At 42.4% G+C, this 21,971-nt stretch carries 22 protein-coding genes and 1 tRNA gene; 7 read left to right on the forward strand and 16 right to left on the reverse strand.

Annotated features, from left to right (window positions below; translation table 11 throughout):
* Window positions 1-137: 137 nt before the first annotated feature.
* The 5 genes from RM553_RS12150 to RM553_RS12170 form a co-directional block, all read right to left on the reverse strand.
* The gene (locus RM553_RS12150) at window positions 138-2,294 is read right to left on the reverse strand and encodes a prolyl oligopeptidase family serine peptidase (RefSeq protein WP_311535206.1); all 2,157 of its coding nucleotides are present in this window, start codon (window positions 2,292-2,294) and stop codon (window positions 138-140) included.
* Window positions 2,295-2,408: 114 nt separating this feature from the next.
* Window positions 2,409-3,398 (reverse strand): aspartate-semialdehyde dehydrogenase, encoded by a 990-nt coding sequence (locus RM553_RS12155; RefSeq protein ID WP_311535207.1) that lies wholly within the window; start codon window positions 3,396-3,398, stop codon window positions 2,409-2,411.
* Window positions 3,399-3,622: 224 nt separating this feature from the next.
* On the reverse strand, window positions 3,623-4,063 hold the full coding sequence (gene mscL / locus RM553_RS12160) for a large conductance mechanosensitive channel protein MscL (RefSeq protein ID WP_311535208.1): 441 nt from the start codon (window positions 4,061-4,063) through the stop codon (window positions 3,623-3,625).
* 56 nt (window positions 4,064-4,119) lie between these two features.
* Window positions 4,120-5,229 (reverse strand): alanine racemase, encoded by a 1,110-nt coding sequence (gene alr, locus RM553_RS12165; RefSeq protein WP_311535209.1) that lies wholly within the window; start codon window positions 5,227-5,229, stop codon window positions 4,120-4,122.
* Complete coding sequence (locus RM553_RS12170; protein ID WP_311535210.1) at window positions 5,222-5,869, reverse strand: thymidine kinase; 648 nt, start codon at window positions 5,867-5,869, stop codon at window positions 5,222-5,224. Before RM553_RS12170 ends, alr begins: the two co-directional genes overlap by 8 nt.
* Before the next feature lie 252 nt (window positions 5,870-6,121).
* Between RM553_RS12170 and RM553_RS12175 the strand changes: the two genes are divergently transcribed.
* Both RM553_RS12175 and rsmI read left to right on the forward strand, forming a co-directional pair.
* Window positions 6,122-7,063: a DUF8457 domain-containing protein gene (locus RM553_RS12175; protein WP_311535211.1), complete on the forward strand. Its 942-nt coding sequence runs from the start codon at window positions 6,122-6,124 to the stop codon at window positions 7,061-7,063.
* A 23-nt stretch (window positions 7,064-7,086) separates the two neighbouring features.
* Window positions 7,087-7,758, forward strand: coding sequence for a 16S rRNA (cytidine(1402)-2'-O)-methyltransferase (rsmI, locus tag RM553_RS12180; protein WP_311535212.1), 672 nt, complete (start codon window positions 7,087-7,089; stop codon window positions 7,756-7,758).
* A 3-nt stretch (window positions 7,759-7,761) separates the two neighbouring features.
* On the opposite strand, the gene ade is transcribed toward rsmI, so the two are convergent.
* Window positions 7,762-9,378 (reverse strand): adenine deaminase, encoded by a 1,617-nt coding sequence (ade, locus tag RM553_RS12185; RefSeq protein ID WP_311535213.1) that lies wholly within the window; start codon window positions 9,376-9,378, stop codon window positions 7,762-7,764.
* A gap of 105 nt (window positions 9,379-9,483) precedes the next feature.
* Between ade and RM553_RS12190 the strand changes: the two genes are divergently transcribed.
* The 3 genes from RM553_RS12190 (at window position 9,484) to RM553_RS12200 (ending at window position 11,978) form a co-directional block, all read left to right on the forward strand.
* Window positions 9,484-9,828, forward strand: a complete 345-nt coding sequence (locus RM553_RS12190; RefSeq protein ID WP_311535214.1) for a HopJ type III effector protein — start codon at window positions 9,484-9,486, stop codon at window positions 9,826-9,828.
* 43 nt (window positions 9,829-9,871) lie between these two features.
* On the forward strand, window positions 9,872-11,566 hold the full coding sequence (gene recJ, locus RM553_RS12195; RefSeq protein WP_311535250.1) for a single-stranded-DNA-specific exonuclease RecJ: 1,695 nt from the start codon (window positions 9,872-9,874) through the stop codon (window positions 11,564-11,566).
* Window positions 11,567-11,627: 61 nt separating this feature from the next.
* Window positions 11,628-11,978 (forward strand): hypothetical protein, encoded by a 351-nt coding sequence (locus RM553_RS12200; protein ID WP_311535215.1) that lies wholly within the window; start codon window positions 11,628-11,630, stop codon window positions 11,976-11,978.
* A gap of 195 nt (window positions 11,979-12,173) precedes the next feature.
* Here RM553_RS12200 and RM553_RS12205 read toward each other — a convergent pair whose 3' ends face one another.
* Both RM553_RS12205 and RM553_RS12210 read right to left on the reverse strand, forming a co-directional pair.
* Window positions 12,174-12,926 (reverse strand): UDP-2,3-diacylglucosamine diphosphatase, encoded by a 753-nt coding sequence (locus RM553_RS12205; RefSeq protein WP_311535216.1) that lies wholly within the window; start codon window positions 12,924-12,926, stop codon window positions 12,174-12,176.
* Between the two features lie 363 nt (window positions 12,927-13,289).
* Complete coding sequence (locus RM553_RS12210) at window positions 13,290-13,742, reverse strand: 6-pyruvoyl trahydropterin synthase family protein (RefSeq protein WP_311535217.1); 453 nt, start codon at window positions 13,740-13,742, stop codon at window positions 13,290-13,292.
* Window positions 13,743-13,828: 86 nt separating this feature from the next.
* On the opposite strand from RM553_RS12210, the gene RM553_RS12215 reads away from it, so the two are divergent.
* Window positions 13,829-14,482 carry a 2OG-Fe(II) oxygenase gene (locus RM553_RS12215; RefSeq protein WP_311535218.1) on the forward strand — a complete coding sequence of 218 codons (654 nt, stop codon included), beginning with the start codon at window positions 13,829-13,831 and terminating at the stop codon, window positions 14,480-14,482.
* Here RM553_RS12215 and RM553_RS12220 read toward each other — a convergent pair whose 3' ends face one another.
* From RM553_RS12220 to RM553_RS12245, 6 genes are all read right to left on the reverse strand, one after another.
* On the reverse strand, window positions 14,483-14,611 hold the full coding sequence (locus RM553_RS12220) for a hypothetical protein (protein WP_311535219.1): 129 nt from the start codon (window positions 14,609-14,611) through the stop codon (window positions 14,483-14,485).
* Window positions 14,608-14,784 carry a hypothetical protein gene (locus tag RM553_RS12225; protein WP_311535220.1) on the reverse strand — a complete coding sequence of 59 codons (177 nt, stop codon included), beginning with the start codon at window positions 14,782-14,784 and terminating at the stop codon, window positions 14,608-14,610. Before RM553_RS12225 ends, RM553_RS12220 begins: the two co-directional genes overlap by 4 nt.
* 132 nt (window positions 14,785-14,916) lie before the next feature.
* Window positions 14,917-15,099: a hypothetical protein gene (locus RM553_RS12230; RefSeq protein WP_311535221.1), complete on the reverse strand. Its 183-nt coding sequence runs from the start codon at window positions 15,097-15,099 to the stop codon at window positions 14,917-14,919.
* A gap of 4 nt (window positions 15,100-15,103) precedes the next feature.
* Window positions 15,104-15,871, reverse strand: coding sequence for an enoyl-CoA hydratase/isomerase family protein (locus RM553_RS12235; protein WP_311535222.1), 768 nt, complete (start codon window positions 15,869-15,871; stop codon window positions 15,104-15,106).
* Between the two features lie 290 nt (window positions 15,872-16,161).
* Window positions 16,162-17,490, reverse strand: a complete 1,329-nt coding sequence (locus RM553_RS12240) for an MATE family efflux transporter (protein ID WP_311535223.1) — start codon at window positions 17,488-17,490, stop codon at window positions 16,162-16,164.
* 57 nt (window positions 17,491-17,547) lie between these two features.
* Window positions 17,548-18,048, reverse strand: coding sequence for a GNAT family N-acetyltransferase (locus RM553_RS12245; protein ID WP_311535224.1), 501 nt, complete (start codon window positions 18,046-18,048; stop codon window positions 17,548-17,550).
* A gap of 62 nt (window positions 18,049-18,110) precedes the next feature.
* Here RM553_RS12245 and RM553_RS12250 point away from each other — a divergent pair.
* Window positions 18,111-18,184 (forward strand) — tRNA-Ala (locus RM553_RS12250).
* 53 nt (window positions 18,185-18,237) lie between these two features.
* Here the strand turns inward: RM553_RS12250 and RM553_RS12255 are convergent.
* Together RM553_RS12255 and RM553_RS12260 are read right to left on the reverse strand one after the other, a co-directional pair.
* Window positions 18,238-19,122, reverse strand: a complete 885-nt coding sequence (locus RM553_RS12255) for an alpha/beta hydrolase family protein (protein ID WP_311535225.1) — start codon at window positions 19,120-19,122, stop codon at window positions 18,238-18,240.
* A 27-nt stretch (window positions 19,123-19,149) separates the two neighbouring features.
* A complete protein-coding gene (locus RM553_RS12260) occupies window positions 19,150-21,912 on the reverse strand; it encodes a PD-(D/E)XK nuclease family protein (protein WP_311535226.1) in 2,763 nt (920 codons plus the stop codon).
* Window positions 21,913-21,971 lie beyond the last annotated feature (59 nt).

Below are 21,971 nucleotides of genomic sequence, written 5' to 3' on the forward strand. Positions count from 1 at the left end.
AAGCTGTTCAAAATGCGCCATTTGAACAGCTTTTTAAATTCAATTATTTCAGAAGCAGTAAATTTTATAACAGCCTAAACGGAAGCAGAATCTTTTCCTGCTAAAACGTTCAATTTTGCTTAAAACTGGTAAAAATATCAGCCTTTTACTTTTTCTTCAACTTTGTTAGGTAAAACCTCGTAACCCATATTATAAAGGGTAAAGCCAAAAATATCGGCATACTCTTCAATAATCATTTTAGTTGGTTTTCCGGCACCATGACCCGCCTTGGTTTCAATCCTGATTAACACGGGCTCGTTCCCGGCCTGTTTTTCCTGTAACTCGGCGGCAAATTTGAAGGAATGTGCAGGCACCACCCGATCGTCATGGTCTCCCGTGGTAACGAGCGTGGCGGGGTATTCCACACCTTCCTTAACATTATGTACGGGAGAATAGCCGTAGAGATAGTCAAACATTTCTTTACTGTCTTCGGCAGTACCATAATCATAAGCCCAGCCCGCGCCGGCAGTAAAGGTGTGGTAACGCAACATATCCATTACCCCAACGGCTGGCAAAGCAACTTTCATAAGATCTGGCCTTTGCGTCATGGTGGCGCCAACCAGCAACCCTCCATTAGAGCCCCCGCGAATGGCAAGGTAATCCCTGGAAGTGTAGTTATTGTCAATTAAATATTCGGCGGCAGCGATAAAATCGTCGAAAACGTTCTGCTTTTTCATTTTAATACCGGCGTCATGCCATTCCCTTCCATATTCTCCCCCTCCACGAAGATTTGGAACTGCATAAATGCCGCCCTGTTCCAGCCATACTGCGTTTGCGGTACTAAAAGAAGGTGTAAGGCTAATGTTAAAGCCGCCGTAGCCGTATAAAATCGTAGGATTTTTGCCGTTAAGCTCGAGGCCTTTTTTATGGGTTATGATCATCGGAACTTTAGTGCCATCTTTTGAAGTAAAGAACACCTGCTTACTTTCATAATTATCAGAATTAAAGTCGATGTTTGGCTTGTTGTAAACTTCTGAAGTCCCTTCTTCAATATTGTACTTATAGATAGTTCCCGGGGTTACATAGTTGGTGAAATTGTAGTACAGCACCTTGTCTTCCTTTTTGGCGCCAAATCCGCCGGCAGAACCTATGCCAGGAAGTTCCACATCCCGTACAAGATTTCCCTGGTAATCATATTGTTTGACCTTCGAAATGGCGTCTTCCATATATTCCGCGAAAAAATAGCCTCCCGCGGTTGATGTGCTTAAAACATTTTCAGTCTCCGGAATAAAATCTTCCCAGTTTTCCGGCTGCGGATTGGCAGCATCTACGGTTACAATTCTTCGGTTTGGAGCATCAAGATTGGTGACAATGTACAACTTGCTGCCTTCGTTATCAATCACATAAGAATCGGTGTCTTCATTGCCGATAATGGTCGTTAACTCCGGGTTCTTTTCAGAAAGGTCCATCATAAAAAGTTTTCCTCCGGAAGTGGAATTTCTTGCTGAAATGAACAAATAGCGGTTGTCTTCGCTTACACTGCCCCCCACGTAACGGTGTTTCTGGTCCTGAGTCCCGCCGAAAATAAGCTTATCTTCACTTTGTTTGGTTCCTAATTTATGATAGAACAGGCGGTGCTGATCGGTTTTTGCTGAAAGTTCACTGCCTTCAGGTTTTTCGTAACTGGAGTAATAGAAACCTTCATTCCCTTTCCAGGAAACCCCGCTGAACTTTACATCACGAATGGTATCCTCAGCGATTTCTTTGGTTTCGGCATCCAGAACAATAATCTTCCTCCAGTCGCTTCCTCCTTCAGAAATGCTGTAGGCGGCCATTTTCCCGTTTTCTGAAAAGCTCAGGCCGCTAAGCGAAGTGGTCCCGTCTTCACTAAATTTATTAGGATCCAGGAAAACCTCGGGTTCAGCATCTTCAGATTTTTTCCTGTAAACCACATACTGGTTCTGCAAACCGTCGTTCTTATAGAAATAAATATAGTCTCCTTCAGTAAAGGGAGAGCCTATTTTTTCATAATTCCAGAGTTCAGAAAGGCGGTTTTCAAGGTCTTTTTTAAAGGGGATGTTTTTAAGGTAGTCAAAAGTTACCTCATTCTGGGCTTCCACCCAGTTTTCAGTTTCTTCACTTCTGTCGTCTTCCAGCCAGCGGTAAGGATCTTTTACTTCGGTGCCAAAATAATTGGTGACAGTGTCTACTTTCTTTGTTTCAGGGTAATTCAAAGCGGTTTCTTTTTCATTTTTTGAATTATCGCAGGCGGCTAATGCCCCTATTGCGAAAATCGCGGTTATCATTTTTTTCATAGGCGGGAGATAATGTTTTAAGATGCGGCGGTGAGGCTGCAGTATTGGTTATTAAAAACGCCCGTAAGATACAATCTCACGGGCGTTTCTAAAACAGAGATTTAGAAAAATTATCTAAATGAGTTTATTTTCCAATAAATATTCTGCGATTTGCACGGCGTTGGTTGCCGCTCCCTTCCTAAGGTTATCGGCTACAACCCACATGTTTAGGGTGTTTGGCTGAGAATAATCCCTCCTGATTCTTCCCACAAAAACATCATCTTTTCCTTCGGCATAAATAGGCATGGGATAAGTATTGGTGTCGGGATTGTCCTGAACAGTCACTCCGGGAAAATCGCTTAAAACTTTTCGAACTTCATTCTCGTCAAAATCCGATTCAAATTCCACGTTGACCGCTTCACTGTGGCCTCCCACAACAGGAATCCTGATCGCTGTGGCGCTAACGTTAACCGAATCGTCTCCCAGGATCTTCTTGGTTTCCTTGGTAAGTTTCATTTCTTCTTTGGTATAGCCGTTTTCTTCAAAAACATCGCAATGTGGCAATGCATTTTTGTGGATGGGATAAGGATAGGCCATTTCGCCTTTTTCCCCGGCATATTCATTTTCCAGCTGCTGAACGGCCTTTACGCCGGTTCCGGTGATAGATTGGTAGGTAGAAACCACCACCCGCTTAATTTTATATTTATCGTGCAAGGGTTTTAAAGCCATTAATAACTGGATGGTAGAGCAGTTGGGATTGGCGATAATTTTATCTTCTTTGGTAAGCTCTCTGGCATTAATCTCGGGAATTACCAGTTTTTTAGTGGCATCCATTCTCCAAGCTGAAGAATTATCTACCACGGTAGTTCCCGCTTCGGCGAATTTAGGGGCCCATTCCAGCGAAGTCTCGCCGCCTGCTGAAAAAATAGCGAGATCTGGCTTTTTGGAAACAGCGGTTTCAAGGCCAATCACTTCATATTCCTTTCCCCTGAAATTCACTTTTTTACCCACCGATCTTTCCGAAGCAACCGGATATAATTCGTCTACAGGAAAATTTCTTTCCTCCAGCACTTTTAACATTACCTGGCCTACCATTCCCGTAGCGCCTACTACTGCTATATTCATTATTAATTATTTTTTGTGAAGACCTTATAAGGGTCCTGTTACTCTTCTGGTGCAAATGTATTATACAAAATAATTATGCCCCTATGCTAAGCACTTAAAATTGACTGAGATATGGGTTTTTATACCAATTTGTACATTTTGTTAAAAAAAGACCCCTCGCTTTCACAAGGGGTTTAGGTTAATTGTTACTTCTAAAAATGTGCAGTATAGCGGTGCACGTATTTTTATGCCTGTGGGGCATTATTCTGTTTTCTTAATTCGTCTCTAATTTCAACAAGCAATTCTTCCTGGGAATGACCTTTTGGAGCAGCTACTTTTGGTGCTTCCTTTTTAGTCTTTGTCTTCTCATATGCCCTTAGAAGTAAAAATATGAAAAATGCCACAATTATAAAATAAATAAGGGCCTGGATGAGGTTTCCATACGTGAGTACCGCGGCTTCGGCTTCTTTAGCCGCTTCCAGGGTTTCATAGTCTTCGCCATTAAGGGCAATGAATTTTTGGGAAAAATCTGCTCCCCCGGTAAGAATCCCAATTATGGGCATAAGAATATCGGCTACCACAGAAGCTATAATCTTGTTGAACGCGGCACCCATCACCACCGCGGTGGCAAGGGCGATAATGTCGCCCTTCATAAGAAAGGCCTTGAAATCTTTAAAAAACGCCATATAACTAAGTGTTTGATTAGTAGGTAGCTAAGATATGTAAAAAACCAATAGAATCGCTATTCCGGAATAATTACGCGGGTTACCCGCTGGGAAATCCCCGTAATGAGCTCGTAGGAAATTGTGTCTCCTGCTTTGGCAAATTTAGTGGCATGTTGAGGACCTCCAAAAATGATTACTTCATCGCCTTCTTCACAGTCGATGTCGGTAACGTCTATCATTATAATGTCCATGCAAATATTACCTACAATGGGCGCATATTGTTCCTTAACAAAAACGCCAATTTTCTCATTGCCGTATTTCCTGTGGATGCCATCGGCATAACCCAGGGGCAAAGTGGCGATTTTTGATGGCCGGTCCACTTTATAAGTGCGGTTATAGCCTACTGTCTCGCCGGTTTCCAGATGCTGAATTTGAGAAATAAGAGTTTTTAAAGTGCCTACAGGTTTTAGATCTGTATCTATGTTTTTATCATTTCCAAAGCCATAAAGTCCAATCCCGCTTCTTACCATGCTTAACGCGGCTTCAGGATAATTAAAGATTCCGGAAGTATTACAAATATGAAGCAGTGGTTCGTAGCTGAATTCTTCGATGAACTTCGTGGCGATCCTGCGGAAAGTATTGATCTGGCCCAGTGTAAACTCGCGCTCTTTCCAGTCTTCGCTTGCGGCAAGGTGGGAAAAAGCAGATTGTACCTTTACCGCTGAAGTATTGCGCAGGATTTCAAAAATCTTCCCTGTTTCTTTTTCAGCAAAACCAAGCCGGTTCATGCCGGTGTTGAATTTAATATGAACAGGATAGTCCTTCTGCTGTTTTTCTTCAGCAAAAGCGATGAATTCCTTCAGCAGTTTCTCACTGTATAAACTGGGTTCCAGGCAATGCTCTAAAAGCTGCTCAAAATTTTCCTTTTGCGGATGAAAAATCATCACGGGAGTGGAGATTCCGGCTTTTCGCAGTCTTACTCCTTCCTGAATGTATGCCACCGCAAAATAATCGGCTCCAATTTCTTCCAGTTTTTGAGCCACGCTTACTGAATCACTTCCGTAGGCATAAGCTTTTATAACTGCCATAAATTTTACATCCTGCGGTACATTGGAGCGTATGGTCCTGTAATTATGAGCGAGCGCTCCAAGATCTATTTCAAGTACGGTTTCCTGTGCTTTAGGCATTTTTTTGCTTTAGTTTCGGGTTCAATTCCTCCGCTTCGTTCACATCCAGTTTCTTAACCCTTTCCTTAAGCATGGCCTTGTAATAAGCAGCGCGGCTTAAAGGCTCGTATTCCTCATTTTCTCCCAGAAAAACAAGGTCGTCATTTACAGCTTTGCGATAACTAAACTGCGCCAGGTTTCCTGTTCTTGTGCAAACTGCGTGGACTTTGGTAACATATTCGGCTGTGGCCATAAGATTGGGCATAGGCCCAAAAGGATTTCCTTTAAAATCCATATCCAGTCCAGCCACGATTACCCGCACGCCGCGGTTGGCGAGATCGTTGCAAACGGTAACGATTTCATCATCAAAAAACTGGGCTTCGTCAATTCCCACCACATCACAGCCATCGGCCAGGATCCTGATGTTAGAGGCAGAGGGCACCGGGGTAGAGCGAATTTCATTGGCATCATGGGAGACCACCATTTCTTCGTCGTACCGAATATCTATGGCCGGTTTAAAGATTTCTACTTTCTGTTTTGCAAACTGGGCGCGCTTGAGCCTGCGGATCAATTCTTCAGTTTTACCCGAAAACATACTTCCGCAAATAACCTCAATCCAACCAAATTGCTCTTCGTGATTTACTGTATTTTCGAGAAACATTTTGTAATTTTCAAGTCGAAATGGAAATAACCTCGTTTCGCATAAAGGTGGAACAAATTTATTAAAAATACAAGCCTTGCCGAAGGGCTAAGGCTTAAAGTTATTAATGAGCGCAGTGCATTTTTAAGTTAAATTTCAAATTGGTGATTTCCCAGGATTTTTTTGTTGAGTCTTTAAAACTTCGGAATAAAAAATCAGGAAACATAGTTTTACAGATCTAATCGCCACATGATATCATAAAATTTTATTGAAATGAAAAAGAAGATAGAAAAGGAACTTTATAATCTTGCTGAAGAGATCTTAAATAATAAAGGCCGTAATAATATAGCTGAATTGAAAGCACAGGCGCTGAAGCTTTACGATAAGCTAACACTGCTGGGGTTTACTGAAAAATTTGTGGAGGAAGCTGAAGAAGCCCAGCCGCAGTCAGAAATACAGAAGGAAAGGCCAAAAAAGGAACTGGAGAAAGAACAAAGGGAAAAGGAGCGCGAGCGGGCCAGTTATTTTGCCCCTGATGGTACGGAATACCGGGATTCTGACGCTATTACTGAACCTGCCACCGAAAAGATCAAAAATATAGTTTCCCAGATGCCTCCTGAAGCGGAGCAATTTAATAACTTGTTTAGGAGCATAAATGTTGAAGAACAACAGGAAAATCCCCCGCAGCCACAGGAGCCAAGACAGCATCAGGTGCCTTCACCAGCGCGGGAAACCCCACAACGCCAAACTCCGCCAGAGCAGAAATCCCCTTCGCAGCCCCACACTTCACAACCGCAGGCCAGGCGGGAGCCGCCATATTCTAAACCACAGGAAGCATCCAGGCCAGAAGTTAAAAAAGAAGAGCCAAGAGAACAGAAGAATGATATCCATGATTTTGGGGTAGATTATGACAGTCTGCCAACATTTGAACCTGTCAACCAAAATGGTAAAATGCAACGCCCCCGGTCTTTAAATGACAGGTTGAAAAAGGGTATTAATATTGGCCTTAATGAGCGCCTTTCTTTTATTAAGCATTTGTTTGAAGGAAATACTGCCGATTATAACCGGGTGCTTTCCCAGCTAAATACTTTTGACTCCCTGGAAGAAGCACATAAATTTATTCAGCTTGTGGTAAAGCCAGATTATAATAACTGGGAAGGAAAAGAGGAGCAGGAGCAGCGTTTCTGGGAGAAAATAGAGAATAAGTTTAATTAGAATTTTAGAAGCCATAGTAATTTATGGGTAAACTTTATCTTGTTCCCACCCCAATAGGAAACCTGGAAGATATCACCCTTCGTGCTATAAAAGTACTAAAGGAGGCCGATCTTATTCTTGCGGAAGATACCCGAAACAGCGGGAAACTATTGAAGCATTTTGAAATTTCCACGCCAATGCACAGCCACCACATGCATAATGAGCATAAAACTGTAGATCGGATTGTGCAGCGAATCCATTCCGGGGAGACCATTGCGTTAATAAGCGATGCGGGAACTCCGGCAATTTCAGATCCAGGATTTCTTCTTACCCGTGCCTGCGTGGAGGCAGGAGTTGAAGTAGATTGCCTCCCGGGCGCAACCGCTTTTGTACCGGCTCTTGTAAACAGTGGACTTCCCAATGATAAATTTGTTTTCGAAGGTTTTCTTCCCGTTAAGAAGGGCCGCCAGACAAGGTTGAAGATTTTGGCAGAAGAAACCCGTACGATGGTTTTTTACGAATCACCTCATAAATTCTTAAAAACGCTGGGCCATTTTATAGTGTATTTTGGGGAAGACCGGCAGGTTTCCATTTCCAGGGAAATCACCAAATTACATGAAGAAACCATTCGGGGCACCGCTGCGGAAGTGCTTCAGCATTATATTGAAAAACCTCCCAAAGGAGAAATAGTAATTGTGGTGGCCGGGAAGAAATAGTCCTTATAAACTCACAAATTCAAAGTTTTTCCCGCTAAAGAGGCCTTTGTCAGAAAGTTTTAAATCTGGTATTACCAGCAATGCCATAAAAGAGAGCGTCATAAAAGGCGCTTTAAGGCTGCTGCCCAGGTCTTTTGCCATAGCATCTATCTCCTGATACATTTTTCCGGTTTCCCAGCCGTCTTTGTCGCTAATTATTCCGGCAACGGGCAAAGGAAGTACTTTTGCGGTTTCCCCGTCTACGGCGCAAATCCCGCCCTTGTTTTCAATAATATGGTTTACTGCGTTGGACAGTTCAATATCTGAAGTCCCCACGGCGATAATGTTATGGGAATCATGTGCCACGGAACTGGCGATTGCACCTTTTTTCAGGCCAAAGTTTTTGATAAATGCAACGGCTGGCGGAGCATCTTCATACCGGTTGACTACAGTAATTTTTAAGAGATCCTTGTCAATATCAGCAATAAAATTACCATTTTCATTAAGTCCCTCCAGCTGGAGTTCATTGGTAATTAATGCGCCATCCACAGCTTCTATTACCTTTACATCTCTTCTTTCAGCCTTTACAGCAAATTCTTCCGGTTTCTTTAGTTGCGTATTAAAATTGTTCGGTTTTTCAAATGCTACAGATGGAATTGAGGTTTTGCCGTTTTCAGCTACTTTTTCACCATTAATAAAGGTTTGCAGCACCTTAAAATTTTTCAAATCTTCTACCACTATAAAGTCGGCAGCGTCTCCTTTCCGAAGCAATCCCACATCCAGATTGTAGTGTTTTACAGGATTTATACAAGCCGCTTTCAAGACTTTAAAAACATCAATATCCCTGGCAACTGCCCTTGCACAAAGCTGATTGATGTGACCAAGCACCAAATCATCAGGATGTTTGTCATCAGAACAAAACATCAAATTTTCATAATGTTCAGGAAGAAGATCGATAAGCGCATTGAAATTCTTGGCCGCGCTGCCTTCCCTAATAATCACTTTCATTCCAAGAGAAAGTTTTTCCCGGGCCTCTTCATAGGTATAGCATTCGTGGTCTGTGGAAATTCCGGCCGCGGCATATTTCCAGGCATTTTCTCCCCTTAGTCCCGGCGCGTGACCGTCTACCGGTTTTTTAAAATATTTTGCCCAGTTTATCTTCCGCATCACTTCTGAATTTCCCGCAAGCACCCCGGGATAATTCATCACTTCTGCGAGGTAATAGATGTCTGGAGAAGCCATAAGGTCTCTTATGTCATCAACATCCAGCTCTGCCCCGGCGGTTTCAAATTCGGTAGCGGGCACACAGGAGGGCGCGCCAAAATGGAACTTCAGAGGCACCTTTTTTCCGTTCTCTATCATAAACTCCACCCCTTTCTTTCCTAAAACATTGGCGATTTCATGCGGGTCAGAAACGGTGGCAACAGTACCGCGCAACACCGCCAGCCTGGCAAATTCCGAAGGCACCAGCATAGAGCTTTCAATGTGGATGTGGGCATCGGTAAAACCGGGCATGATGTAATTCGGGACATCATGCGCTGCCTTTTCAATTTTGGCTATTTTCCCATCTCTTATACTTACTTCAGCAGGAAAGATCTCCCCGGCTTCAATATCTACGAATTGTCCTCTTATTTTTTCCATAGCTAATTTTATGAGGGTAAAATAAGCATAAAAAAGAGTTTATTAAAATGGCTATTTTTGTGCCTGCTCATTATTAATGGCATCTTCGCAGCAAAAAATCAAGAAATGAAAACTGAAGAATTTATTAGCGCTTTAAAAGCAAACCCCCGAGCCAATACTTTTGCACAGACTATGGAAGTTATAGATGAAAATTACAAATTTACACCAGTTGCCTTTAACAACGGAAGCCTGGAAAATGTGGCAGGAGAGAATAATGGCAGTTGCAGGATCTTTGCTTTCGCAAAACTAAAGGGCTTGAACAAAGAAGAAACCCTGGCGTGTTTCGGAGAAATTTATTTTGGCCAGGTGCTTCAAAATCCAGAAGGAGAATCCCACCAGAACATCAGGAATTTTATGAAATCCGGCTGGGACGGAATTCAGTTTAAAGAAGAGCCGCTGCAGCTTAAATAATCATTTTCTTTTACTACCTTAAATCACTTTTATCGCTATGGAAATGCGCTGGACACTTAAACCCAAACCCAATAATGAGATTGTTGAAAACCTGGTGAAAAGCCTGGGGGTAGAAAGAACTGTTGCTTCTCTTCTGGTACAGCGCGGGATCGAAACTTTTGAACAGGCCAGGAAATTTTTTCGTCCTTCTCTCAAAGATCTTCATGATCCATTTTTAATGAAGGACATGGAAAAAGCTGTTGCGCGTATCGAAAAGGCACTTGATAACGAAGAAAATATCCTGGTGTTTGGCGATTATGATGTAGACGGAACCACCAGCGTGGCGCTTATGTCTTCTTTTCTAAAAAGTTTTTCGCCATATGTGGCCACCTATATTCCCGACCGCTATGAGGAAGGTTACGGGGTGTCTTACCAGGGTATAGATTTCGCTGCAGATAATGATATTAGCCTGATCATTGCCCTGGACTGCGGAATTAAAGCTGTGGAAAAAGTTGCTTACGCAAAAGAAAAGGGGATAGATTTTATTATTTGCGACCACCACCGCCCCGGCGGCGAAATCCCCTCTGCGGTAGCTGTTCTTGACCCTAAGCGGGACGATTGCGAATATCCATATAAGGAACTTTGCGGTTGCGGAGTGGGCTTTAAACTTATCCAGGCGCTTGCAGCAGGAAAAGGTTTAAAAACTGAAAATTTGCTGCCATACCTGGATCTTGTGGCCACGGCCATTGGGGCAGATATCGTTCCTATTACCGGAGAAAATCGTATACTGGCTTATCATGGTTTGCACGTGATAAATGTCGCGCCCAGGGCAGGTTTTAAAGCGGTTCTAAAGCAGTTAAAGAAGGAAACGATAAGCATAACCGATGTGGTTTTTATTTTGGCGCCGCGGATTAACGCTGCCGGCAGGATGAAACACGGCCAACACGCGGTAAATCTTTTAACGGAAGAAGATGAAGATACCGCGGTGCAGTTTGCAGCAGAGATAGAAAATTTCAATTCCGATCGCAGGGATACCGATAAAAGCATTACCGCCGAAGCGCTTGCTCAAATTGAAGATTTAAAAGAACAGGAACGGCATACTACCGTAGTGTACCAGGAAAACTGGCACAAAGGAGTTATTGGTATTGTGGCTTCCCGTTTAACCGAAACATATTATCGCCCTACCCTTGTTTTTACCAAAAGTGGGGAAAAACTTGCTGCTTCAGCACGGTCTGTTAAGGGTTTTGATGTATATGATGCGTTGGAAGCCTGCAAAGAGCATATTGAGCAGTTCGGGGGGCATAAATATGCGGCGGGTCTCACTTTATTGGCTTCGGAATATGAAAATTTTAAGTTGAAGTTTGAGGAGGTTGTTTCAGAAACAATTGACAAAAACCTGCTCACCCCGGAGATTTCTATAGATGCTGAAATCGATCTTAAAGAGATCACCCCAAAATTCTATCGTATTCTTAAACAATTTGCTCCTTTTGGCCCTGGTAACATGTCCCCGGTGTTCATGACGCGCAATCTTAGGGATACCGGTTACGGGAAATGCGTGGGGGCAGACGAAAGCCATTTAAAATGCCAGTTGAAGCAGGAGGGGGAAAGTCCGGTATTTAATGTTATTGGCTTTGGCCTTGGGAAAAAACTGGACATTATTGCTAGAAATAAGGTATTTAAAGCCGCGTATGCCATAGATGAAAATCATTATAACGGAAATGTTTCTTTGCAGCTGAGGTTAAAGGATATCTCAGAATAATCCATATTATTTAGACTGGTTATAAATAATATTTTATCTTTGGGTAAAATCAGCTTATGCAATGGAAGATGTAGATGTAATTTACCACAACAAGTTTGGTATTTCCTTTAGGTGGCAGAACCCCGATTTGCATGCCGACCCCAACCGGATCCAGCTGGTGTTTAAGGATATGGGGTTTTACCTGAAGAAGGAGGAGCTCGTGCAGTTTTCGGGGAATATAAAGGCCGCAGCACAGCAAAACTGCTGCAATTGCAACAGGAGCAACTGCCGGAGCGTTTTGGTGAAATCGCCTTTACTGAAGATGGATTTCGCGGTAACCCGTGCTGAACTGGAACAAATTTCTGATCTTATTGAAGGCACCCTCTTCCGTATTAATTTGAACGCTTATGTGAATGATATCTGTAGAAATTAAGTCTTCTTATACTTCTACAGCTTTTTGTGCTTCATGGTGCTCAAAGTATGTATGCTGTTTATGAATAGTAATTCAATGTTTGATAAAGCTAAACCAAAAAGTACTTTTATACGTACTCTTTTGTTGCTTTTGTAGAATGGAAGCAATAAATAGCTGCCTGCCGGTATTATTATAAGAAATGGGCTTTCTGAATTTTTATAACTTTTTTAGTTTTAATTCTTCCCCGTCAAAAACGGCATAGGTGTAGTAATTAATCCAGTCGCCTGTATTAACGTAGAGGGAATTTTCATTAAGTTTAAATGCCAGGGGCAGGTGCCGGTGCCCGAACAGAAAATAATCGTAGTGTTTTTTTTCCAATTTCCGGCGGCAGTACTGTATAAGCCATTCCTTATCTTCCCCAAGAAATTCCTGGTCTTCTTCTCCGGAAATCGCTTTGTTTTTTACTGAAAAGTACTGCGCCAACGGCACCCCAAGATCTGGGTGCAGCCAGCGGTAAAGCCATTTTGAAAACGGATTGGTAAAGACTTTTTTCATCCTTTTATAGCCGTGGTCGCCGGGGCCAAGCCCATCGCCATGGCCAATCAGGAATATTTTACTGTTAAATTCGAATTCCCGGGGTTTATGATAAACAGGAATATCGAGTTCGCTCTCAAAATAATCTGTCATCCACAAATCGTGGTTTCCTACGAAAAAATATACCGGAATTCCACTATCCCTAATTTCGGCGAGCTTGCCTAAAATCCTTACAAAACCTTTGGGAACAACATGTTTATATTCAAACCAGAAATCGAAAAGATCTCCCAGTAAAAATATGGCGGCCGCATCCTGTTTTATTTCATCCAGCCATTTTACAAATTTCTTTTCCCTGGGAAGGCTTTCCTCGCGGGTGGGGGCGCCGAGGTGGTTATCGCTGGAAAAGTAGATTTTTTTGCCTGTTGGGATGTTCATAACCTGGATTCTGGAAGGTAAAGATAAATATTTTAGGTTTGGAGTGGATTGATATTAAAGAAAGGCCTCACAGGTTTTTGAAACCTGTGAGACTGGTACGCCATTCGGCTGCCACCTCACAAAGTTCTTTTGGTTAAAGTGGTACTATTCCTCCTTCCGCCTTAATCTTCTTTCGAAGAATAATTTACCTTCACTTTTAAGGGAAGGAGCTATGATTACAATATCTTTCCATTTCGAACTAAAAGTCTTTTGTCCTGTAGGGGTGGTCGTAGGCCGGCGTGGTTGCGCAAGGGATAGCAGCGGTTAGCTCCCGCTTTTTCGCGGGACTAAAAGCGGATAGCCCGGGCCCGGCAGGGCTGCGCCCTAATTATTATCGGCAGCATACCACTCGGCAAAAGAGGTCTCGGTCTCCTGAAGTTTTAGGGAGAACAGGCCAATATGCGCGGGCAGGTGCTTTTTAATCTTCCGGGCGAAATCTATTACCATATTTTCGCTGGTGGGCTGGTAATCTACCAAAATCACATGATGGCCTCGGGATTTTAACTCTTCGGCCAGTTCCAGGTGCGGAGTGTTTTTGTTAAAAACGGTGGCGTGGTCAAACTTATCCACAATTTCAGACTTCACGATCTTTTTAAGGTCTCCAAAATCGATCACCATTCCATATTTCACATTTTGATCGTCTGTTATAGGTGCCCCAATCACAGTTACGCTAAGTTTATAACTGTGGCCGTGAACGTTGCGGCACTTGCCATCGTAGCCGTAAAGGGCATGCCCGGTTTCGAAAGAAAATTGTTTTGTGATCCTTATTTTACTCATCCTGAATTGCATTTGCTGCAAAGATAAAGGTTTTTTGAGGCTAAAAATTTTTATACATCATATATATTTGCGAAATTTTTAGAGCCATGGAAATCGCCACAGAAGAGTTATATGAGCAGCTGGAGTTTAGGGAGAACCCGCTTTATGAGCAGATCATTAGTGATTTGCTGGAAAAGCAATATGCCGTAATAGATTCCTTTTTTGATCTGGTGGAAGTTGAAGCGCTGCGGAACTCGCTTTTACAAAAATATGAAGAGGATAATTTCAAAAAAGCGGCCATTGGAAACCGCACCAATGAACTTGTACTGAAATCGGTACGGGGGGACTTTATTTTATGGCTGAATGAAGCTGAAGCCGGGCCGGCGGAACGGCTGTTTTTTAATAAGATTAACGCCCTGGTAGACTATCTTAATAAAACCTGTTTTTTGGGGATTCTTACCAAAGAATTTCATTACGCGCTATATCCTGAAGGTACTTTTTACAAGCGCCACCTGGACACTTTCCAGAATGACGGCAGGAGAAAACTTTCCCTTGTGTGCTATCTCAACCAGGAAGACTGGAAGCCGGAGAATGGCGGGGAACTGGTACTTTACAAAGAAAAAAATGGGGTTGAAATTCCGGAAAGCTTTTTCCCTTTTCCCGGGAGAGTGGTGATTTTTGAAAGTCAGCTGCTGGAGCACGAGGTAAAACCGGTGCGCCAGGAACGCCTTAGCATTACCGGCTGGCTGAAGACCAGGTAATTATTTCCTGAACTTTTTGTAGAAAACAACGAACACCAGGATAAGGGCAATAATTAACCAAAATCCATAGCCGCTTAAAAAGCTGAGTATTTCCCATGTTTCCTGGGAAGGGGGATCCTGCTGCATCATTTTTCGTGTCTTTTTCTCCAGTTGTAGCGGGCATAGAAGAACACTGCCAGGATAAACAAAACAGCCAGGAGATAGATCCAGTTGCTGGAAATAAATTCCCATAAAGTAAAGCCCCAGCTTTCTTCTTCAGATGCATCGCGCACCTGCGGTAAATGTTCCTGTAAAATGATCATGTTCTGGTTACTAAATTTTTTGTTGCCACTATAGGTTGTGCGTTACGCGTTACGAGGTGTTTTCTGCACTCAACAACCAAGATACAAAGGATTTATACAATGCAGTACGGCCGGGCTGAAATTTTCAGGTTCTTAGTATTGTTTTAAGCGTTTGTTCCTGGCCCTGGCAATAAAATAGAGGATCCCCACAAGTGCAAGCAATGCAGCCCCGGCAATAAAGATGAAATATTCCCCAATAAAGTGCCCTATGGCGTAGCCCGCATCATAGAATTTGCCATAAAGCGGCAGGTGGTAAAAACAGATACTGTTCATCATAACGTTATTTTTTAAATTTTGAAAGGGCGTTTTTAGTAAAATCAGATAACACCAGCTCTCCTGAAATCGCGGCCCTTTCCTGTAGCAGGTTGTCCCAGTTTTCGGTATTTTTCCATAAGATCTTTTTCATTTCCAGAAGGGCCTGCGGATTATAAGAAGCCAGTTTTTGCGTAAAAATATCAATTTCTTTATCTAAATCTTTAACCGACTCAAATACTTTGGCGTACATGCCTTTTTCTTTGGCCCAGTAGGCATTTTTCCACTCATGGGCAGCTAAAGTGAGCTCTCCCAGGGCGGCAACGCCAATTTTACGTTCCACCGCTGGCGCGATTACAAACGGCCCTATTCCAATGCTCAATTCCGATAGTTTTATGGCCGCGGCATCTGTGGCCATGGCATAATCGCAGGCTGCAATAAGGCCTACCCCGCCACCTACCGTTTTTCCCTGTACCCGGCCCACGATAAGCTTTTTGCATTTTCGCATGGCGTTAATCACGTTAGCAAAGCCGGAAAAAAACAACTTGCCCAGCTGCATGTTTTTTATCCCGATAAGTTCATCAAAAGATGCGCCGGCACAAAAGGCCTTTTCTCCTTCAGACTTAAGGATGATCACGTTTACATTTTCATCTTCTGAAAGTTTGTTGATTTCCTTTTCCAGCCTTTCCAGAAGTTCTGAAGGAAAAGAATTGCTGGCGGGATGCCCGAACTCCAGCGTGGCAATTTTGTTTTCAATTTTGGTATATAAACTTCCGTTTTCGCGTGTGGTGGCCATTTATTCTTTGGTTTTACTCAAATTTAGGAATTTATTTTAGTTCAGGCTTTATTAGTTGGGAGTTCGGACAAGATTTACTTCTGAAGGCCGAGAACTGGCTTAAATAAAAGAGAGAATCCTGGTTTGAAGTTTTTGAGTAATCTGTTATAAGACGATAATTGGCATTTCTGGAGCATGGCCTTTTTTAAGAGGAGAGTGAAGAGAGGAAAGCCTTTACTTTACTGATTCCAAAAGGGTCATTTTAATCCAGAATTTTAAATTATGTAATAGGTAGATAATTACCTGTTAATTTAAACTTCCTTATTAAGATATTTTCTGCGGAATTGTATCACCAGCGCACTGCTTCGTATAAGCATCCATACAAAAAAGGCCATCCAGATGGCGTAAAGTTTTAAACCGAAATAGTCTGAAATTAGCAGGGTGGGAGTAAAACCCAGGAAAGTGGCTGCCAGCAGCACATTCCGCAGGTATTTGGCTTCACCCAGGCCTTTAAAAATCCCGTCGAACATAAAAGCGATGGCATTTACCGGCTGCATAATAAGAACTATCCAGAATACAGAAGAAAACAAAGCCAGTACTGTTGCCTCTTTATTGAATAGCCAGCCTATTTCATCATAAAAAATTCCGCAAATGGCCATAAGAATAAGGGCAATCAGCACGGCATATAAACTTATTTTCTTGCTTAGTTCCCAAAGATTTCGGTAATCCCGAGCCCCCAGGAGCCTGCCGCCTATAGCATTGCCCGCATTTGCATAACCATCTATAAAAAAGCTGAAAAACAGCCAGATGTTCATCAAAATACTTTGGGCCGCTATGTAGTTTTTTCCGTAGTCGGTGGCATAGGCATTGGCCAGGTAAATCGCGAAATTAAGAGCGGCCGTGCGCACAAAGAGATTGGCCGCCATAAGCAGTAATGGCCGCATTTGGGGATTGATGTTGAAACTCAGCTTCATGTGGAAAGGAGTTTTTTTAAAAAAGAACCAGAAGGCCATCACCAGCATTACGGCCTGGGCAGAAAGGCTGGCATAAGCCGCTCCTGCCAGGTGCATGGGTGGGATAAAGCCTTCTATTCCATATACCAGCAGATAATCCAGGGCCACGTTTACCACGGCACCGGTTAAACTGCATTTCATGGCCCACAGCGTATTTTGCAAGCCGCGAAAAATGCCAAATATCGCAAAGGTGACCAAGGTTAAAGGATAGCCCAATGCTCTAATCTGGTAATATTCTCCGGCGTATTCAAGGATAAGACCTTCTGCGTTATAAGCACTGAAAATAGCTTCCGCGAAAAAGGCCGTAAGACCGTAAATAAGTAAACTGAAGATGAGGTTAAAAGTTATTGCCTGCGGAATCAAAGTTTTTACAGCATGCAGCCGGTTTGCCCCCAGGTGCTGCGAAACAATCGCTGAAATTGCCGTTTTGGTCTGGGCCACAATCCATATAATCGCAGAAAGGAAGGAACCCACAATTCCCGCCGCGGCCAGGGCTTCTACAGAATTCTCTCCCACATTTCCAATCACCGCAATATCGGTGAGGGAAATCAGCGGTTCGGCGATGCCCGCTATGATGGCGGGAATGGCAATCCTGTTGATATTTCTAAAACTTACTGAAGTTTCCACGGGAATTTTTAAGCTGCTAATATAAGGTTTCGCAGGTGTTTTGCCGCTAGCCCGGCATTATAGTAAAAGTTCATAGCAATGGAAGGGATGCCTGCTCTGCTTCGGAAAATAAATGTCTTCAAGTTTTTTATAGCCCCGGGCTTCGTAAAACTTCTGGTTTCTTTTATTCTGGCTGAAGGTATCCAGGCGCACCGATTCAAAATTATGCTCCCTGGCAAATCCTTCAGCAAAATCCATGAGTTCCTTTCCTGTCCCAGAGCCCCATTTTTCAGGATTCGTGGCCAGGCGATGTATATAAAGGTTGTTAACACTTTTTGTCAGCCACTTTACAGGAAGATATTCGTCATCCATAAAACTGGTAAGCACAATAATACCTTCAATTTCAGCATTGGTTTCCTTCACATACAATTCCTGTTTTTGAATGTCCAGAGCCAGGCGCTCAAGAGAAGGGTAATGTTCATTCCATTGAAAGATATTTTTGTTCTGCATTGCACTGGCGCAGGCTTCGGTTAAATTTTTAATTTTTTGAAGGTCTTTTTCTTCAGCAGTTCTTATCATGAAACAGAAAAAAATAAAAGGTTTCTTTATTTAAAGAAAATTATTACATTTGCCGTGTAAAAGGGGGATTAGCTCAGCTGGCTAGAGCGTTTGGCTGGCAGCCAAAAGGTCATCGGTTCGACTCCGATATTCTCCACAAAAACCACTGTCTTTGCAGTGGTTTTTTGTTTTGAAGCGGCAAGGCAAACCTTATTCTCCGTAAGCCTCGTGTAATTCATCATTTTCGGTATTAATAAATTCCAGGGTATTTTCCAGCACATATTGAAATTCCTTTGGTAGCTGTGCCTCGTTCCAGGGATGCTTCATACCAAAAACATGATCGGCATTTTCTACCAGTAAAAGCTTGGGCGAAGGGCTCCATTCAAATAACTGGCCGGAATCTGCTATAGAAACGCTGGTATCGCTGCTGCCGTGCACAATAAGGTGTGGGATCTCCAGTTTTTCTGCGGCATTTTTAATATTTAGCCGCTCTTCATTTTCCTGAAAATTGGCGTAAAACTGGTAATGATGCGGCAGCTGTTGCTTTGTCCTGGAATTGGTGATGTAACGAACACCTTTTTCCCGCCAGTCTTCAAGGATTTCTTCTTCAGGAAAACGGGAACCAAAGTCGGCTACCGAGGCAAAAGTAATCAGCTTCGTGATTCTTTTCTCTTCTGAAGCTTTGATAATAGCAATTCCGCCGCCCCGGGAATGACCAATTAAATTGATGGAAGAAGCATCAATATTTTGTGCATAAGTGAAATCTGGTAAAAGTACAGAATCTATCACCGACTGTAAATCGTCCAGTTCCTTTGTGTAGTTATTTTCTCCAAAAGCTTCGATGTCTAAAAACTCTGTTGGATTATCTTTGGTGGTGCCGTTATGGGAGAAGTTGAATTTCACAAAGAAGAATCCTTCTTCAGCAAAGCGCTCTGCCATTTGGTCCCAACCTCCCCAGTCTTTAAATCCTTTATAACCATGGCAAAAGATTACTATGGGTTTTGGTTTCTTGTCTGCCTGAAAAAAATAATCGGCTATTATGGGTTTGTCGTGTTTTCCTTCAAAAACGAGGTTCTTTTTTTTAGTGATTTCCATTTCTTTACAATTTTTTTTCGGGCTGGCTTAATAGCTGCCGAATGTTGGTTTTATTTCTTTTTCAATAAAAGGAATTTCAGGATTGCAGATTTCCGCGATCAATTTCTGCAATTCCAGCCCAAAAGCTGCTAAAACTTCAGTATCTATCTGGGATTTCTTTCCGCTTCTTTGTCCCGGTTTGTCCTTTTTACAAAATTTCAGGAATCCGCCTTTCATATTTTTGAAGGAAATAATTCCCGCTTCCACAGGCTGAATAAAATTCTGCCGGGCATTCAGCATTGTAGCATAACTAAGCACCTGGAAACTTTTACTGTACCTGTCATAATCTGTGGTTATAGATTCCCAATCTACAATTTCAATTTTGTTCTGTTCCACCTTTCCGGTTTTATAGTCAATAATTCTGGTAATACCGTTAGTATTTTCGACCCTGTCCACTTTTCCGCGGATAAATACCGGGAAATCAAGATGCTGAACTTCAATAGCAGTCTTTAAATTTCGTTCTATCTGAAGGATTTTGATTTCCTCTCCATTTTTTATTCTTTCGAGTTCAAACTTTAGAAAATTGAGTACATAACGCTTGGCGACTTCAAAAATGAGCAGGTTTTTTCCCTTGTCCATAGGAGCCTGGGTATAGCTTTTATGGAATTGAAGTTGAATCTCGCTATCCACCTTTTCCATCAGTCTTTTAATGATTTCTTCAGATAAAAAATGATCTTCAAGAGGTTCATAGAAATTCTGAAGGGTATCATGCACTACCGTTCCCAGCGTATTATAAGCCACAGTTTCCTCAACTTCTTCCTGCTCCCGTATCCCCAGGACATACTGGTGGTAAAAATCCAGTGGATTCCTGATATAAGTGGTTAATGCAGAAGGGGAAAAGCCGGAATTGGCCAGGTTTTTCAGCTGTTCCATAACCGCGGGTGTTTTTTTAATCTCTTTTAATCCAGGCGTGGCAACATTTACCCGCGGCGCCACAAGATTTTTCTTTAATTTATGTGCAGGTTGTTTTTCAATTTCCAGCTGTGTAAGGAAACGGCTCTTTTCGCCCGCACCCAGTCCGCTGCTTTCGGTATTGTATAGCAGGTGGATATTCTTTGCCCGCTGTAACAGGCGATAAAAATGGTAGGTATAGACGGCATCCTTCTCCCTATAGGTTGGCAGGCGATATGCCTTTTTAAGGTCATAGGGAATAAAGGAATTGCTTGATTTTCCTGCCGGCAAAACACCTTCATTTAAAGAGGTAATGATCACATTTTCAAAATCCAGCGCCCGGGATTCCAGCATCCCCATTAGCTGCAGTCCCTGGAATGGCCTTCCCTGGAAATCCAGGCTTTGGGTGCTCATTATTTCTTTGTAGAAATGATAAAGGGATTTTAAGTTTTTAATATGGGGATAATCTTTTAGAAGGCTTTCCAGCTTATTGAAAAGTACATGGAACTGGTACAAAAATTCCAGGCCTAATTTATCTTTGGCAGCTTTTAATTGATTCTTAATTTGTTGAACAATCTCCTGAAGGTTTTGCAAGGCCTTTTCAGGAGAATCTTTCCAGTGATTAAAACAAGCTTTTAGAATAGGGGACTCCTTTTGGGAACTAAGAGAGAGAAATTTTTCGGGCTTTAGGTATACCAGGTTTTGCCTGTTGATCTTACTGCTTATTTCCATAACAACGTTTCCCTGTATTCCGGCAATAGCAGGATGGTTAAGTACCGCAAGGACCTCTTTGTAATAATATTCCTGTTCGTTGTGAAGGTGCAGCTGAAAAAGTTTTTCAAAGAAGGAAGCCAGGGGAGCGTTTTTCAGCGGAAATCCCATTGTGATATTAAGCGCGTCTATATTAGGCGGAAGACTGTTTAGTACCGGAAGCAACAAATCTTCTTCCCCCAAGACCACGGCGGTTTTCTGAAGTTCATCCTGGTTCATATTTGCCAAAATTTCCCCCAGGTGTTTGGCCTGGCCTATATTTTTAGGAACGCCTGTAATTTCTATTTTCTTTGCTGAAGCATATTCATTTACAGGAATTGCTTTAGATCTGGACTTGTAGTACGGCCATTTCTGCAAATATTCCCTTATAAACAAGGAGGCGCCATGCTCCCTGTCCTGCAGAAAAACTTCATCAATGTCCCAGAAAACTTCCGCAGCCGATTTCTCCAGCATCGCCTGGAAAATCTGCTCTTCTGCAGCGTTAAGGGCGTTAAACCCTATAAATATATGTTTCTGTTTATTATGCTGAAGATAATCACGGATTTTAGTTGCGGCCTCACGATAAATTAAGCCCTGGTAGGCCTGATTTTTGGATAATAATTGCTCTTTAAGCTTTTCATAATATTCAGGTAAGGTGTGCCAGAACCGCAGGTAATTCTTTATTAAATCTGTTTTCTCCTTCTGAAGATACCAGTGGTTGAGGTCCTGAATTTCTGAGAGGTAATTGAAGAATTCTTTATGGTTGATGAGGTACCGGTCTATTTCATTAAAATCATGAATCAAGGTCTGCGCCCAGTTCATAAAGGTTTCAAAATCCTCCTGCTTCTCCGTTGGCGTACAGTTGCGGTAGACTTCAAAAAATTCAAAGATAGATATAGTGTTGTCCACACTTTTAAGGCCTGAGATTTTTTCAGTGAATTCTTCAATGCTGAAAATCTGCGGGGCAAAAATGCTTTTTGAACTAATTCCGGAAAGCTCGTTCAGAAGAAAAGATCCCGCTCTTTTACTGGGAAGAATAAAAATGACTTCTGAAATGTCTTCTTCAGAAGCGAGGGTTTTCTCCAGGACTTCTTTTATAAATGATCTCATGTTATAAAAATAAAAAACGCCCCGACGAATCGGAGCGTTTTTCTTATGAAATTTTATGT

The sequence above is a fragment of the Autumnicola tepida genome (genome assembly GCF_031846485.1).
Taxonomy (GTDB): Bacteria; Bacteroidota; Bacteroidia; order Flavobacteriales; family Flavobacteriaceae; genus Autumnicola; species Autumnicola tepida.